The sequence below is a fragment of the Actinoplanes hulinensis genome, assembly GCF_019429605.1.
GTDB lineage: Bacteria > Actinomycetota > Actinomycetes > Mycobacteriales > Micromonosporaceae > Actinoplanes > Actinoplanes campanulatus.
The window spans coordinates 25,154-40,088 of the sequence record NZ_JAHXZI010000008.1; the positions used below are offsets into that span (position 1 = coordinate 25,154).

A 14,935-nucleotide genomic window follows, 5' to 3' on the forward strand; every position below is an offset into this window, starting at 1 on the left:
GTGGCCGTAAAGGCAGTAACGGAACGATTGCGTTTAGCTCAAAAAGAACAGCTGACCAGCGGAAATGCTGTTTTCGAGGCAGCCCGCACGCTCACTTGGCGGCGGTTCTGAAACGTCGCGCCGATGACGATAAAACGGTCATAAGGTAACAAAATCGGCACCGTCTCCATCAGGCAGTGCACGGTAGGCGGGACGCAGCACCTCGACAATCGCGCGGCCATGATGGGCAAGCCCCGGAGCATCCAACTGATCGAGAAGAGCATCCGGCCGCAGGCCACCATCCCGCTCTCCTGTCCCCGCTCCACTCACCCCTCGCCCACTCGCCCCGGGCCCATCGAACCCACGCCCACCCGCCCCGGTCCTATCCGGCCCACGCCCACCCGGCCCAGGCCCACCCGGCCCACGCCCACCCGGCCCAGGCCCACCAGATCCATGCCCGCCCGGCTCTCGCCCACTCGGCTCAGCCACCGATCCGGCTTCGCCAGGATCTGTCCGCCCCCAGAAGGCAACCGGATCGGCGGCCGCGGCCCAGACCGCCGCCGCACTTCCGGCCACATCGGAACCCTTCGCCCGACTGGCGGCCGAGCCGAAGCCACTCGCCGCACCACCGTCCGAACCGGAACCGGCCGCACCGCCGACCGGGTCGAAGATGCCCGCCGCACCGCTGGCCGCGCCCGCCGCACCGCCGGCCGGGACGGGAGCGCCCGCCCCGGCGAGACCTGCCGAGCCTTCGCGCGCGGCCGCGCCGGGACCGATCGCGTCGACGGCCGCCGCCTCGCGCAGCCGCCGCAAGCGCATCAGGAGTTCGTCGCGTGGCCGGCCCCGCCAGGTGAACACCTCGAACGGATCGGCCTCGAAGGCGCGGGCCAGGGCATAGCAGGTGGCGGCCAGGTGGGCGCACGGCATCGGCCAGCGCTCGCACGTGCAGTCCATCGCCACCTCGTCGAGCGACAGCGGCAACAGGCTCAGCCCGGTCTCGGCGAAGACGGCCTCGATCCCGCCGGGCATCCGCCCGTCGAGGAGATCGGCCACGAACCGCGCCTCGGCGACCAGCGCCGTCTCCACCCGTGCCCACTCGGACGCTCCGAAGGCACGGACCGCGATCCGGGCCCGGAAGGCGACCGGATCGTCCGGCCCGCGAACCAGTGCGACGACCAGGCTGCCGGAGACGGTGAGGCTGCGCACGTGCCCGGCCCGCTCGTCACGGCGCCCACGAGCGAAGGTCGGCCCCATCCGCAGGGCCTCGAACATGCCGAGGAAGGCCAACGGAAACTCAGCCACCGAACACCTCCACCCGCGACGGAAAGCCACACCTGAGGTCGGTCACGAACTCCTCCGGAGTAAGGACGACCAGGTCGCCACACCTGAGGTCGGTCACGAACTCCTCCGGAGTAAGGACGACCAGGTCGCCACACCTGAGGTCGGTCACGAACGCCTCCGGAGTAAGGACGACCGGGTCACCACACCTGAGCTCAGTCAACGATCGCCTCCGGGGCCAGGGCGAACAGGTCGCGCAGGTCCTGAGTGGAGAGCGCGCTCAACCACCCCTCGCCGGCCCCGACCACGCGCTCGGCCAGGACTCCCTTGTCGGCCAGCACACGGTCGATCCGCTCCTCCAGGGTGCCGAGGCAGACCAGCGTGTGCACATGGACGTCACGTCGCTGGCCGATGCGGAACGCGCGGTCGGACGCCTGGGTCTCGGTCGCCGGGTTCCACCAACGGTCCACATGCACCACGTGGTTGGCGGCGGTCAGGTTGAGCCCGGTGCCGCCCGCCTTCAGCGACAGCACGAACACTCCCGGCCGGTCGGCCCGCTGGAACTCGGCGACCATGGCGTCCCGGGCGCCCCGCGGCGTGCCGCCGTGCAGGTAGCGCACCGGCACCCCGAACCGGGCCGCCAGATGCGGGGTGAGCATCGCGCCGAACCGGGCGAACTGGGTGAAGCACAGCAGGCTCTCGCCGGCGCCGAGCGCGTGGTCGACGATCTCCTCCAGCCGGTCGACCTTGCCGGAACGGCCGGCCAGCGGCGAGTTGTCCTTGAGCAGCAGCGCCGGGTGCACACACGCCTGTTTGAGTTTCGTCATGGCGGCCAGCACCAGGCCCTTGCGCCACTTCTCGCCAGGTTCGGCGAGCCGCTCCAGCAGGTCGTCGAGGACCGCGCGGTAGAGGCTGACCTGTTCGGTGGTCATCCCGCAGAGGTGCCGGACGTGCCGTTTGGTGGGCAGGTCGGCGGCGATGCCGTGATCCGCCTTGGTCCGCCGGAGCAGGAACGGCCGGGTCGCCTGGCGCAGGCGGGCCGCGGCGTCCTCGTCCGCGTAGCGCTCGATGGGGACCGCGAACCGGGCCCGGAACGTGTGCGCCGACGCCAGCAGGCCCGGATTGGCGAAGTCGAGAATCGACCAGAGCTCGGCCAGCCGGTTCTCCACCGGGGTGCCGGTCAGCGCGATCCGGTTGCGGGCCGGGAAGCGGCGCACGGCGCGGGCCGTCGCTCCCCCGCTGTTCTTGATGTGCTGTGCCTCGTCGAGCACCACCCGATCCCACGAGACGGCGGCCAGCGCGTCGGCGTCGCGGACGGCTGTCGCGTAGGTGGTGAGCACGATGTCGGCCCCGGCGGCCAGGACGGCCGGCTCCTCCCGGTCGGCGCCGTGCAGCACCCGCACCCGCAGACCGGGCGCGAACCGGGCCGCCTCACGCTGCCAGTTGCCCAGCACCGACAGCGGGCAGATCAGCAGCGCCGGCCCCGCCCGGTGGTGCAGCAGCAGCGCCAGCAGCTGCACGGTCTTGCCGAGGCCCATGTCGTCGGCCAGGCAGGCGCCGAGCCCCAGCGAGTCGAGGAAGGCCAGCCAGGAGAAACCGCGCACCTGGTACGGCCGGAGCGTCCCCACCAGACCGTCCGGCGGATCGAGCACCTCGAGCCGCTGGTCGAGCCGGCCGGTGAGCAGGTCGGCCAGCCAGCCCTCGCCGCGCGCGTCGGTCACCGGCAGCGGCAGATCCTCGGGCGGCAGCAGGCGCATCACCCGCAGCGCGTCGCCCGCGGTCATCCGCCCGCCGCCCCGTTTCAGGAACGCCAGCCCGGCGGCCAGCCGCGCCGGGTCCAGGAAGACCCACCGGCCGCGGAGCCGGACCAGCGGCACCTTGGCCTTCGCCAGGTCGGCCAGGTCGTCCTCGGTGAGGGTGCGGCCGCCGAGCGCCAGGCCCCAGCGGTAGTCGACCAGCTCCCGCAGCCCGACCGCACGGTCGCGCAGCACCTGCGAGACCGGGTCGCGGCCGCGCACCTCCAGGGACAGCCCGAGGCTCGGCCGGCGGCGCCACCAGGCGGGCAGGAGAATGCCGTAACCCGCCTCCTCCAGCACCGCGGCGTGACTCAGGAAGCGGTGGGCGCCCTCGGTGTCGAGCAGCATCTCGCCCGGGTGGACACCGCGCAGCGCCTCGGCCAGGTCGGGGTAGAGCCGGGCGGCCCGGCCCAGGCCGGCGAGCAGCCGCTCCTGCGGCTGCGAGGTCCAGCGGCGCAGCGGGGCCGACCGGTCCCGCCAGACCTGGGCGGCCGGCACCAGCACGCTCGGCTCGTCGACCGCCTGGAGCAGGAACTCGAGACGCCACGCGTCCTCCGGCAGCGGCACCTCGTCGGGCATCACCGGCTCGTGCTCGCGGGGATCGCTCAACCGGAAGCAGACCCGCACCTCGGCGCCGCGCGCGGCCTGCTCGAACCAGGCGCCGAGCCGCCCGGCCAGCTCGTCGGCGAGCGCCGGGGTGGCGTCGAACTCCGGCTCCCCGGTCAGTGCGGCGAGCCAGCCGTAGTCGGCCAGGGTGACCCCGGCCTCGGCCAGCCGGGTCCGCACGAGCCCGTCCACCAGCCGCTCCAGCGCCACCGCGAAGGGGTCGCCGCCGGTCTCCGGCCGCTCGGCACGGCAGGCCGGTGGCATCCGGTTGAGCAGCGCGGAACGGCGGACCGCGTCGGCGCCGGACAGCACCGGCTGCCAGCGGGCCGAGGGACGTGGGCCCTCGATCCGGACGACCGGGAGCACCCGCCCCCGCCGGACCAGGCTCGCCGCGAACCCGCACAGCTCGACCAGCCACTCCACCGAGGGCGCGGCCCGGCCCTCGAACTCGGCCACCAGATCGACGTCGAGGAACGGCACCACCGCCAGCGGCACCCGCCACTGCCGGGCCCGTGGTGTGCCCCGGCGTGGTGGCAGCCCGAGATGCGGCGAGGCCAGCGGCCCGGCGCCGGTCGAGGGCAGCACCATCGTGGCCGTGCCGCCGTCACCGGCCGGCAGCTCGGCGGACGGCACCGCGAACGGATGCTCCGGCGCCGCCCCGCGCCCGGCGGCGCCGTGACCCGCGGCCGTGCCGTCCTCACCCCAGAGGGCCAGCGCCCCATCCGGCCGGAGGAGCCCGTGCAGGACCCGAACCCCGGCCGCGCCCGCGCGGACCACCTCGCTCATGCCGCCGACTCTAGGCCGCCCCTCTGACACTTCCGGGCCCCGGAGACGCCCCCGGCACGCGCGGCGTAACCAGCGTCACTCCACGGTCCAGGCGGCGGCGAGCCGACGTCACTCCACGGTCCAGGTGATCACCGGTGGGCGGACCCGGGCGCAGAGCGGCCCACCGTCGACATCGGTCAGGCCCAGGCGGCCGACCAGCACCCTCGGCACGCCGCTGCGGGCACGGTCGGACCTGTAGCCCGTACCGGAGAACGGGGTTGGGAAAGCGGGACCACCGATCACCGTGAGCAACGCCGAGCGGGTGACGTCACGCGGCGCTAGTGTGCGTTCATGGAGGGTGCCGGCGGGGCGTGGTGTGACGGCGCCCTGCTGCGGTTCCGCTATCGCGACCCGCGGCGGCGGCTGGCCGGGGTGCGGGTGCTCTCCTCGGCGTTCCGCGCCGATCTGGCCTATCGTCCCGAGCTGAAGACCTGGGAGCTGTGCCGGGAGCGGCCGCCGCTGTGGCGGCTGGAGTACCGGCTGGAGCTGGTCCACACGGACGGCAGCCGCAGCGAGGAGGGGCCGCTGGAGCTGCGCTGCCCCGGCTACACCGAGCCGGAGTGGCTGACCGCGCCGGCGGGGCCCGGGGTGTGGCGGCGGTTGCGGCTTCCGGTCCTGGGAGCGGCGCGGGTGTGGTCGCCGGACAGAACAGCCGGGCGGGCGGCGGCCGGGCGGGTGCTGGTGGCGCACGACGGCGCCGACTACGACCGGCTGGGTGCGCTGGGCCGGTTCGCGGCGACTTCTCCGGTGCCCTTTCACCTGGTGCTGCTGCCGGCTCGACGGCGGGAGGAGTGGTTCTCCGCCGATCCCGGCTATGCCGCGCTGCTCGGCTGCCGGGTCCTGCCGCGGATCAGGGCCGCTCTCGACGCCGGCCCGGTGATCGGCGCCGGGGTGAGTCTCGGCGCGCTGGCCATGCTGCACGCCCAGCGCTCGCGTCCGGATGGTTTCGCGGGCCTGTTCCTGCAGTCGGGCAGCTATTTCCAGCCCCGGTACGACCGGCAGGAGTCCGGCTTTCCGAGATGGGGGCGGGTGGTCCGGTTCACCGGCCGGATGCGTGCCGCGTCCACCGGCCCGGCCGTGCCGGTGACGCTGACCTGCGGCGCCGCTGAGGAGAATCTGGCCAACAACCAGGACATGGCGGATTTCTTGCGGAAACAGGGGTATCCCGTGGCGTTCGCGGAGAATCCGGACGCCCATACGTGGACCGGATGGCGTGACGCTCTGCACCCGCACCTGACCGATCTCCTGCGACGGGTGTGGCCGGACTGACTCGAGAAGAAGGGGAGACGACGTGGCCGACGTCGAGCACACCATCGGAATGCTGCTGGGCACCGAGGACGACTGGCCACGCGCCTACGAGTCGCTGATGCGGCGGCTCGGGCTGGTCACCGCGGCGGACGGGCGCACCCACCGGGCCCGGCCGGTACGCGTCACGATCGAGCCGTTCAACCTGCGCGACAAGCCACGGCACGACCTGGTCATCGACCGTCTGGCGTACTGGTACTACCACCCGCGGGAGTGGCTCAAGAAGATCGCGCTGATGGACGACGTCTACCTGTTGAACAGCCCGTTCACCTTCCAGTCGATGGAGAAGCACGCGGCCTACTGCGCCATGATGCGGCTCGGGCTGAAGGTGCCGGAGACGGTCCTGGTGCCGTACAAGAACCCCCTGGAGAACTCCCGGTGGGCCTACACGGCGGCCCGCTACAACCGGCCGTTCGACCTGGAGGCGACGGCGGCCGGGATCGGTTACCCGATGTGGATGAAGCCGTACGACGGGGGCGCCTGGGTCGGGGTGTCGAAGATCCGCGATCAGGAGGAGCTGCACTCGGCGTACGACGCGTCCGGCGAGCGGCTCATGCACCTGCAGGCGTCGGTGGAGGGCTACGACGTCTTCGCCCGGAGCCTGAGCATCGGCCCGGAGACGATGGTGATGAGGTTCCGCCCGGAGCAGCCGATGCACGCCCGCTACGAGGTGGACCACGACTTCCTGTCGGCGGCCGCCGGCGACGAGGTGGTGACGATCTCCCGGCTGATCAACGCGTTCTTCCGGTGGGAGTTCAACAGTTGCGAGTCGCTGGTGCGCGGCGGCGACGTGCACCCGATCGACTACGCCAACGCCTGCCCGGACGTGTCGCTGACCTCGCTGCACTACTACTTCCCGTGGGCCATGACGGCGCTGGTGCGGTGGACGGTCTACTGCGTGGTGACCGGTCGGCGGCCGCGGCTCGACATGAACACGGCCGGATACTTCGCGATCGCGGACGATCCGGACCAGACGTACACCGAAAAGCTGGAAGGTTATCGGGAACTCACCGATGAGTACTTTGAAATAGAGAAATATCAGGAATTCTGTGGCAAGCACCTCGGAACCATCGACGGCATCGTGTACGACTGGGTCGACTCCGACGAGTTCCGGTCGCTGCTGCGCGAGACCGTCCGCGCCATGTACCCGGTGCACGAGCACGAGAAGTTCCTGGCGCACTTCGGCGGACTGATCGACGCATGGATCCGTGACCAGGGGCGTTGACGCCGTAACACATACGCAACCAATATGTGTCCATGCATCTATGGGAGCGCTCCCGCACGATAGCGGCAATCACCGCACTCATGATCGCCGGCGCCGCGGCACCGGCCTACGCCGAAGAAGTCGAACAGGTCGTCAACGGCGGTTTCGACAACGGCGCCGACCCCTTCTGGGCCAACGGCGGCATGACCATCGAGCTGGTCGACGGCCGGGCCTGCGTCGACGTCCCGGGCGGCACCACCAACCGCTGGGACGCCGCGATCGGGCAGAACGACATCGATCTGGTCGCCGGGGAGACGTACCGGTTCAGCTTCGACGCCTCCGGCGACCCGGCCGGCCACGTGGTCCGGGCCATCACCGGCCTGTCGGTCAGCCCCTACGACACCTACTTCGAGCAGTCACCGGTCCTCGGCGGCCTCACCCACTACGAGTACACGTTCACCGCGAGCACCAGCACCGCGCAGGGCCAGGTCGCCTTCCAGGTCGGCGGCAGCCCGGACCCGTGGCGGTTCTGTGTGGACGACGTCTCGCTGGTCGGCGGCGTGCCGCCGGAGGTCTACGAGCCGGACACCGGGCCGCGCGTGCGGGTCAACCAGGTCGCCTACCTGCCGGACGGCCCGAAGGGCGCCACCCTGGTCACGGCCTCGACGACCGCGCTGCCCTGGGAGCTGCGCACCGGCGCCGGCACCGTCGTCGCCCGCGGAACCACGACGCCCCGCGGCACCGACGTGTCCTCCGGGCAGAACGTGCACACGATCGACTTCGGAAAATTCCGGAAGAACGCCACCGGGCTCACCCTCACCGCCGACGGCGAGACCTCACGGCCCTTCGACATCAGACCCGGGGCGTACGACCAGCTGCGCACCGACGCGCTCAAGTTGTACTACACCCAGCGCTCCGGCATCGAGATCCGTGACGACCTGCGACCGGGGTACGCCCGCCCGGCCGGTCACGTCGGCGCCGCCCCGAACCAGGGTGACGGCGCGGTGCCCTGCCAGCCCGGAGTCTGCGACTACACGCTGGACGTGCGCGGCGGCTGGTACGACGCCGGCGACCACGGCAAGTACGTCGTCAACGGCGGCATCTCGGTCTGGGAGCTGCTGTCGGAGTACGAGCACAACAAGGGCTCCCGCAAGGTGAACCTGACCATCCCGGAGAGCGGGAACCGCGTCCCGGACATCCTCGACGAGGCCCGCTGGGAGCTGGAGTTCCTGCTCAGCATGCAGGTCCCGGCCGGAAAGCCGAACGCCGGCCTGGTCCACCACAAGATCCACGACCAGGCGTGGACCGGCCTGCCGCTGCTGCCGCACCTCGACCCGCAGCCCCGTGAGCTGCACCCGGTCTCCACCGCGGCGACCCTGAACGTGGCCGCCACCGCCGCCCAGGCGGCCCGCCTCTACAAGCCGTTCGACGCGGCCTTCGCGGCCCGGGCGCTCGCCGCCGCGCGCACCGCCTACGACGCCGCCAAGGCGAACCCGGCCCTATACGCCCCCGCGTCCGACGGCACCGGCGGCGGCCCCTACAACGACGACAAGGTGACCGACGAGTTCTACTGGGCGGCCGCCGAGCTGTACCTGACCACCGGTGAGAAGCGGTACGCGACCGACGTCCTCGCGTCGCCGGAGCACACCGCCGACGTGTTCGGCCCGGTGGCGTTCGACTGGGCGGTCACCGCGGCCGCCGCGAAGATGGATCTCGCCCTCACCCCGAACCGGCTGCCCGGCCTGTCCACGGTGAAGGCCCAGGTCGTCAACGGCGCCGAGGAGTACCTCGCGGTCCAGAGGCAGCACCCGTACGGCGTCGGCTACGCGCCCACGAACAACGTCTGGGACTGGGGCTCCAGCAGCATCATCGCCAACAACCTGGTGGTGATCGCCGCGGCCCACCGGATCACCGGGAAGGACCGGTACCGCGACGGCCTGCTGACCGGCCTGGACTACCTGTTCGGCCGCAACGCCCTGAACATGTCCTACGTCACCGGCTACGGCGAGGTCAACGCGAAGAACCAGCACAGCCGCTGGTACGCCGCACAGCTCGACCCGTCGCTGCCGCACCCGCCGGCCGGCACCCTGGCCGGCGGGCCCAACTCGTCGATCCAGGACCCGGTCGCGCAGAACCTGCTCAAGGGCTGCACCGGCCAGTTCTGCTTCATCGACGACATCCAGTCCTGGTCCACCAACGAGCTCACCATCAACTGGAACGCGGCGCTCGCCCACCTGATCGGCTACGTCGCCGAAGACTGCTGAGTCCCCGGCTCGCCCTCCTCCCCAGGCTGCCGGAAGGGACCTTCGGGAGGAGGGCACCGTGCGCGCCCGGTCAGATGCGGTAGGGCTGGACCGGCTCGGCGGGCAGACCGAACAGGCCGGTCAGCCCGGTGATCCGCAGCTGCCGGTGGACGAACTCGTTCGGGTTGCGCAGCACGAAACGGGCGCCCAGATCACGGGCCGCCTCGTAGCCGGCGACCAGCATGCCGATGCCCATCGAGTCCATGAACGTGACGAACGTCAGGTCCACGATCATCAGCCGGGGACGGTCACGTTGGAGGGTCTCGAGCAGCACGCCCCGCAGCCCGTCGACCGTGGCCGCGTCGAGGCTGCCGCGCACCTCGACCACGAGCGCGCCGTCGGCCTGTCGCCGCGTGGTCATCACGGCCTCGCCCATCGTGCCCTCCGAGCCTGGCGAACTGCCCGTTCGCCCCACCGTACAACCCTCGCGGCTGCCCTCGCAGGCTGCCGCGCAAGACCGCGATCACGGCGCACAACGCGTACGCCGAAGGGGTTTTCCACGGCATGAACCGCAGAATCCGCAACCGGAGGAGGGGGTTTCGGCGCATCGCGCCGGTCCGCGGTCCGATGTGTCAATCTGACCTTGCGGCGTGCCGATCCCTGGACGACCGTGGCGGGCGACGGCGGCGGGGGCCGCCGGGGAGGAGGCAACCATGGCCAGGCACGGCATGTTCGCCACCCGTGACGTGGGATCGCTGATCAGCGGCACCACCGAGGAGGGCACCCGGCTCAAGAAGGCGGTGAGCGTCCGCCATCTCACCGCGATGGGCGTCGGGGCGATCATCGGCACCGGCATCTTCGTGGTCATCGGCGAGGGCTCGAGGATCGCCGGCCCGGCCGTCGTGCTGTCGTTCGTGCTGGCCGCGGTGGCGTGCGCGTTCTCCGCGCTGTCCTACGCCGAGCTGGCGTCGAGCATCCCGGTCTCCGGCAGCGCCTACACCTACGCCTACGCCACCCTGGGCGAGGTGGTCGCCTGGATCATCGGCTGGGACCTGATCCTGGAGTACGGGGTGTCGGTGGCCGCGATCGCGCTCGGCTGGGGCGGCAACCTCAACGCGTTCCTCGACGCGGCCTTCGGGTGGAGCCTGCCGACGGCGATCGCGGCGTCACCGGAGGACGGCGGGATCTTCAACCTGCCGGCCGTGGTAGTCGTCCTGGCGATCACGTTCCTGCTGGTCCGCGGGGTCACCGAGAGCCTCCGGGTGAACCTCGTGATGGTCGTGATCAAGCTGCTGGTGCTGACGTTCTTCATCGTGGTGGCGTTCGCGAACTTCGGGACCGGCAACTTCACCCCGTTCGCGCCGCACGGCGTGGACGGGATCACCTCGGCCGCGGCGATCATCTTCTTCGCGTACATCGGGTTCGACGCCGTGTCGACCGGCAGCGAGGAGGCCCGCAACCCGGCGCGCGACCTGCCGCTGGCCATCATCGGGTCGCTGGTCGTCTGCACCGTCTTCTACGTGCTGACCGTGATCGGCGCGATCGGCATCGCCACCCCCGAGCAGATGTCGGCCAGCGACGCCCCGCTCGCCGCCGCCCTCGACCAGGGGGCCGGGCTGAACTGGGCGGCCGCGGTCCTGGCGCTCGGGGCGGTGGTCGCGATCACCAGCGTGGTCCTGGTGATCTTCTACGGCCAGACCCGGATCTTCTTCGCCATGTGCCGCGACGGCCTGCTGCCCCGGCGCCTGGCCGCGGTCAATCAGAGGTACGGGACTCCGGCGCGGCTGACGATCATCCTGGGTGTGTCGATCTCGATCCTGGCGGCGTTCGTCCCGCTGGGCACCATCGTCGAGCTGGTCAACATCGGCACGCTGTTCGCCTTCGTCCTGGTCAACATCGGCGTGATCGTGCTGCGCCGGACCCGGCCGGACATGCCCCGCCCGTACCGGGTCCCGTGGGTGCCGGTGCTGCCGCTGATCGGCATCGCCTTCGCCGTCTACCTGATGGCCGACCTGCCGCTGGACACCTGGATCCGGTTCGTCGGCTGGATGGCCGTCGGCCTGCTCATCTACTTCGTGTACGGCTACCGCCACTCCCGCCTCCGCGGATCCGAACCGCGCCGATCGTGAGCGTCCCACCACCGGGATCGGTGGCGAAACTTCCAAGATCCGCGGGGTTCGGGTGCTCAGGCGCGGTGGCGGCCGACGTGGTGGGCGGAGGTGGGAGCGGAGGCGGCGCGCTCGTCCCAGGGCGAGACGTCCGGGGTGAGGTCGCGCAGTGGGACGTAGACACGGGCGTCCACCGACTCGGCCAGCAGCAGGGCGGCCATCAGTGCGGTCGGGCGTTCGGCGGGGTCGCGGGCCAGGCAGCGGGAGCAGAGATCGAGCACCTCGGGTGGGAGGCCGTCGATGCGCGGGAGGGGCTCCGGGTCGGTGAACCGCTGGGCGAGGACCATCTCGGTGTGCGTGCGGGCGGTCCACGGCAGGCGCCCGGCCAAACAGTGGTGGAGCAGCGTGCCGAGGGCGAACATGTCGGCGGCGGGGGTGGCCGGCCCGCCCTCGAAGCGTTCCGGGGCGATGTAGGCGGGGGTGCCCATGACCGGGCCGTCCGGGTCCGGGTCGGGTGAGCCGGCGACCGCGGCGATGCCGAAGTCGAGGACCTTCGCACCGGCCGGGGTGAGCATGATGTTGGCCGGTTTGATGTCGCGGTGCACGACGTTCTCGGCGTGCGCGGCGGCCAGGGCGGCCGCGACCTCGGCGCAGACGCGCACGCCGATGTGCCAGTCGAGGCGCCCGGCGGCCAGATGCGCGCTGAGGGTCTCGCCCTCGACCAGCTCCATCACGATGTACGGGACGTCGCGCCCGGCTGCCGGTGAGGTGCCGAAGTCGTGCACCCCGGCGACGTTGGGATGGGCGAGCCGCGCGGCCGAGCGGGCCTCGGCCCGGATCAGGGCGACGCCGGCCTCGCCGAGGGTGCCCTCCACCGCGGGCGCCATGATCTTGACGGCGACCGGTCGGTCGAGGACGTGGTCGTGGCCGCGCCAGACCTCCGACATGCCGCCCAGCCCGATGCGGTTCACCAACCGGTAGCGGCCACCCAGCGTCCGCATCGCACCTCCGCCTCCGACCGGGCCCCTCCCGCTCGGGACTGCCGGATACCCCTGGCTATCCGGGCACAAACGCCACTTCCGCCCAGTGCGGTCGAATGGCCGGAACCACGATTTTCGGGGACGGTTAACGGCATCGTTATTCGCCGTTTCCTGGAAACGCTCCCAAATAGCGCCTCCTATGTGGAGGCAGGGTGCTTTCGGGGCGGAAAGGAATGTGCCGGTCGTCACTCTTCGTATAGCCGGAGGGGTCCCGGACCGGCCCCGCGATGGGTGCCGGTCCGTCCGCGGACGATTACCGTGCGCGATGCGCGTCAGGCCAGTTCGGTACGCAGATCGTGCGCCCCGTCGGCCCTGGTCGCCTCGTAGTAGAGCCGCTGCCGCCCGTCCGGCAGCGCCACCAGGCTGAGGTAGCGCAACCCGTGCGGCTCGTGCGGACTGCCCACCGGCGGCCGGTCCTCCGCGGTGAGCTGCCCGAAAGTGCCGTCCGCCAGGCGCCGGCCGCGGGCCACCCCGGTGCGCTCCTCCCAGTTCTCGCCGGCCGTGGCCCGCCCGTCGTAGGCGACCGTGATCTCGTCGCCGTCGACCACCACCGACGAGACCCGGACTCCCCGGGCGTCCCACTCCCCCGGCCGGCCGGCCAGCGCGTTACGCACCCAGGTCCAGTGCACGCCGTCCGGGCTGGTGGCGTACTCGGTGGTCATCCGGTCGGCGTCGGCCCAGCTCTCCAGGGGGTGGACCGACGCCCACAGGTGCCAGCCGCGCTCGTCGTGGTGCAGCACCGGGTCCTTGACGCCGGCGGTCTCGTCGCCGGCCAGGACGGTGCGGGCGGGCGCGGTGGCCAGCCCCTCCGGAGTGCCGGCCTCGAGGAGGTCGACACGCCAGTGCTTGGTGCCCGGGGTGGCGGCGCTGACGTAGAGCCGCCACCTACCCTCGGGGGTACGGACCAGGGCGGGCCGCTCCAGCGACTCGGCGCCGAAGCGGTCCTTGCCGATCTCCGCGACCACGGTGAAGTGCAGGCCGTCGGCCGAGCGTGCCACCACGTTGGCGATCCCGCGGCCCTCGCCGATCGGGAGCCGCAGGCGGTAGGCGAGGTAGACGTATCCGTCCGCGAGGACCGTGCTGGGGGCGCCGGACCAGGCGCCCGGCTCGGTGCCCGGCGGTTCCACCACCACGGTGGAGTCCTCCCATCCGGGCAGGGGCAGGGCGGTGATTCCGGTGGTCAAGGCGGCTCCCTGAGGTCGGCGGCAACGCGTCAAGTTTGCATGATCTATGGGAAATGTGGGCTTTACCGGGCGCGGGCGTGTCGGTCCAGGCTCAGCCAGTCGTCGTAGCTCTCGCCGGTGACGTCCTGCAACAGGGCGATGTCGTCGGCGAAGTAGGGCAGCAGCGCGGCCCGCTCCGCCGGGGTGGTGACCGGCCGGTTGCCCCGCTTGCGGTGCAGCAGGGTGAGCAGCGGCCCCCGGGCGGCCAGGCGCAGCGGCACCGGGAAGCGGTGGCCGAAGTTGCCGCCCGACCGCAGCAGGCCGCGGATCGCCCGGTTCACGCGGTTGTCCTCGACGTAGTGGCGGTTCACGTTCTCCCGCGGGATCGCGGTGAGCACCCCGGTGCGCACGCCGAGGAAGGCGCAGACCCGGTCCAGCGTCTCGGCCGGTTCGTCCTTCAGGTCCCGGTAGCGCAGGAGCAGCACCTGGTCACGGGAGAAGCGCTGGTAGAGGTGCTGGAGCTGACGGCCGTACAGGCCCAGGCCGATGTAGTGCCAGAAGTCGGCCCAGTGCGCCGCCTTACGGGCCTGCTCGGCGTGGCAGGCGGCCAGGAAGTCGGCCTCCTCCTCGAGGCCGGCCACCCACAGGTGGGTCCAGTTGGAGTGGGCCCGGTCGACCGGATCGCGCAGCAGGATGATCAGTCGCACATCCGGGATCAGCGCCTTGATGCGGTCGTGGGCGGCCAGGTCGTACAGGTAGAAGGGGGTGGCCTCGCCCTTGAGGACACCGGGCGGCGCCGGGTCGAACAGCCTCTCGTAGTCCGGCCGGCGCCACACGTGTTCCTGGTAGGTCTGCACGTCGCCCGGCCCGCCCACGGTGGGCGGCGGCCCGTCGGAGAGGAAGAACTTCGGCTCCTTCACCTGCGGCAGGAACAGCTGCGGGTGCCCGGCCAGTGCGGCGTGCAGCGCGGTGGTGCCCGCCTTGGGCACACCGGCGATCAGGAAGTCGGGAAGTGACATGGGATCTCCTCCTCGGCTCAAAGTGACACTAAGCCTACAGATCCACTAGGAATTTGCGGGCGGTCAACTTGGTCACAGATGCCCGATCCGATACCCAGGGTCATCGAAAATCAGCGATCCGGCCGAGCGGCGGCCATCGAATTCCGCCGAACCGGACGATCACCGGTCGGCCGTACCGGCGACGGGGTGGAGGATCCCCCATCGGCCGAACGGTCAACCGGTCAGCGAGGCCCCAGGATGCGGCGCCACCAGCGCAGAGCCGGCCGGAAACGGGGACAGAGGCCGGGGTCGCAAAGCGCGCATTCCGACCCGGATCGGTAGTGCTCGTGCGCCCGAATCGAGTGCCCACAGACGCAGAGTCCGGTTTGA

General features: G+C 71.6%; 12 protein-coding genes. 4 read left to right on the forward strand and 8 right to left on the reverse strand.

Features of this window, described 5'->3' with window-relative positions:
- Positions 1–138: 138 nt before the first annotated feature.
- From KZ829_RS42995 to KZ829_RS44530, 4 genes are all read right to left on the reverse strand, one after another.
- Positions 139–1,281: an SWIM zinc finger family protein gene (locus tag KZ829_RS42995; protein ID WP_246635738.1), complete on the reverse strand. Its 1,143-nt coding sequence runs from the start codon at positions 1,279–1,281 to the stop codon at positions 139–141.
- Complete coding sequence (locus KZ829_RS16145) at positions 1,274–1,429, reverse strand: hypothetical protein (protein WP_220144739.1); 156 nt, start codon at positions 1,427–1,429, stop codon at positions 1,274–1,276. Before KZ829_RS16145 ends, KZ829_RS42995 begins: the two co-directional genes overlap by 8 nt.
- A 43-nt stretch (positions 1,430–1,472) precedes the next feature.
- Entirely contained in the window at positions 1,473–4,445 is a 2,973-nt protein-coding gene (locus tag KZ829_RS16150) for a DEAD/DEAH box helicase (RefSeq protein WP_220144740.1), read from the reverse strand.
- 108 nt (positions 4,446–4,553) lie between these two features.
- Complete coding sequence (locus KZ829_RS44530; RefSeq protein WP_308285513.1) at positions 4,554–4,655, reverse strand: DUF5990 family protein; 102 nt, start codon at positions 4,653–4,655, stop codon at positions 4,554–4,556.
- Between the two features lie 120 nt (positions 4,656–4,775).
- On the opposite strand from KZ829_RS44530, the gene KZ829_RS16160 reads away from it, so the two are divergent.
- The 3 genes from KZ829_RS16160 to KZ829_RS16170 are packed head-to-tail and all read left to right on the forward strand — an operon-like array spanning position 4,776 to position 9,257.
- Positions 4,776–5,753, forward strand: coding sequence for an alpha/beta hydrolase (locus tag KZ829_RS16160; RefSeq protein ID WP_220144741.1), 978 nt, complete (start codon positions 4,776–4,778; stop codon positions 5,751–5,753).
- A gap of 22 nt (positions 5,754–5,775) precedes the next feature.
- A complete protein-coding gene (locus tag KZ829_RS16165) occupies positions 5,776–7,014 on the forward strand; it encodes an ATP-grasp domain-containing protein (RefSeq protein ID WP_220144742.1) in 1,239 nt (412 codons plus the stop codon).
- Between the two features lie 32 nt (positions 7,015–7,046).
- The gene (locus tag KZ829_RS16170) at positions 7,047–9,257 is read left to right on the forward strand and encodes a glycoside hydrolase family 9 protein (RefSeq protein ID WP_220144743.1); all 2,211 of its coding nucleotides are present in this window, start codon (positions 7,047–7,049) and stop codon (positions 9,255–9,257) included.
- Positions 9,258–9,327: 70 nt separating this feature from the next.
- On the opposite strand, the gene KZ829_RS16175 is transcribed toward KZ829_RS16170, so the two are convergent.
- Positions 9,328–9,657, reverse strand: a complete 330-nt coding sequence (locus KZ829_RS16175; RefSeq protein WP_246635740.1) for an STAS domain-containing protein — start codon at positions 9,655–9,657, stop codon at positions 9,328–9,330.
- Between the two features lie 292 nt (positions 9,658–9,949).
- On the opposite strand from KZ829_RS16175, the gene KZ829_RS16180 reads away from it, so the two are divergent.
- A complete protein-coding gene (locus KZ829_RS16180) occupies positions 9,950–11,365 on the forward strand; it encodes an amino acid permease (RefSeq protein WP_220144745.1) in 1,416 nt (471 codons plus the stop codon).
- Between the two features lie 56 nt (positions 11,366–11,421).
- Here KZ829_RS16180 and KZ829_RS16185 read toward each other — a convergent pair whose 3' ends face one another.
- From KZ829_RS16185 to KZ829_RS16195, 3 genes are all read right to left on the reverse strand, one after another.
- A complete protein-coding gene (locus KZ829_RS16185) occupies positions 11,422–12,345 on the reverse strand; it encodes a serine/threonine-protein kinase (RefSeq protein WP_220144746.1) in 924 nt (307 codons plus the stop codon).
- A 311-nt stretch (positions 12,346–12,656) separates the two neighbouring features.
- Positions 12,657–13,568 (reverse strand): hypothetical protein, encoded by a 912-nt coding sequence (locus KZ829_RS16190; RefSeq protein WP_220144747.1) that lies wholly within the window; start codon positions 13,566–13,568, stop codon positions 12,657–12,659.
- Between the two features lie 62 nt (positions 13,569–13,630).
- Positions 13,631–14,566, reverse strand: a complete 936-nt coding sequence (locus KZ829_RS16195) for a sulfotransferase family protein (RefSeq protein WP_220144748.1) — start codon at positions 14,564–14,566, stop codon at positions 13,631–13,633.
- Positions 14,567–14,935 lie beyond the last annotated feature (369 nt).

Coding starts and splice junctions, on each gene's coding strand:
- KZ829_RS16170 (WP_220144743.1), top strand. CDS start 7,047: ATGCATCTATGGGAGCGCTCCCGCACGATAGCGGCAATCACCGCACTC.
- KZ829_RS16160 (WP_220144741.1), top strand. CDS start 4,776: ATGGAGGGTGCCGGCGGGGCGTGGTGTGACGGCGCCCTGCTGCGGTTC.
- KZ829_RS16195 (WP_220144748.1), bottom strand. CDS start 14,566: ATGTCACTTCCCGACTTCCTGATCGCCGGTGTGCCCAAGGCGGGCACC.
- KZ829_RS16175 (WP_246635740.1), bottom strand. CDS start 9,657: ATGACCACGCGGCGACAGGCCGACGGCGCGCTCGTGGTCGAGGTGCGC.
- KZ829_RS16180 (WP_220144745.1), top strand. CDS start 9,950: ATGGCCAGGCACGGCATGTTCGCCACCCGTGACGTGGGATCGCTGATC.
- KZ829_RS16185 (WP_220144746.1), bottom strand. CDS start 12,345: ATGCGGACGCTGGGTGGCCGCTACCGGTTGGTGAACCGCATCGGGCTG.
- KZ829_RS16150 (WP_220144740.1), bottom strand. CDS start 4,445: ATGAGCGAGGTGGTCCGCGCGGGCGCGGCCGGGGTTCGGGTCCTGCAC.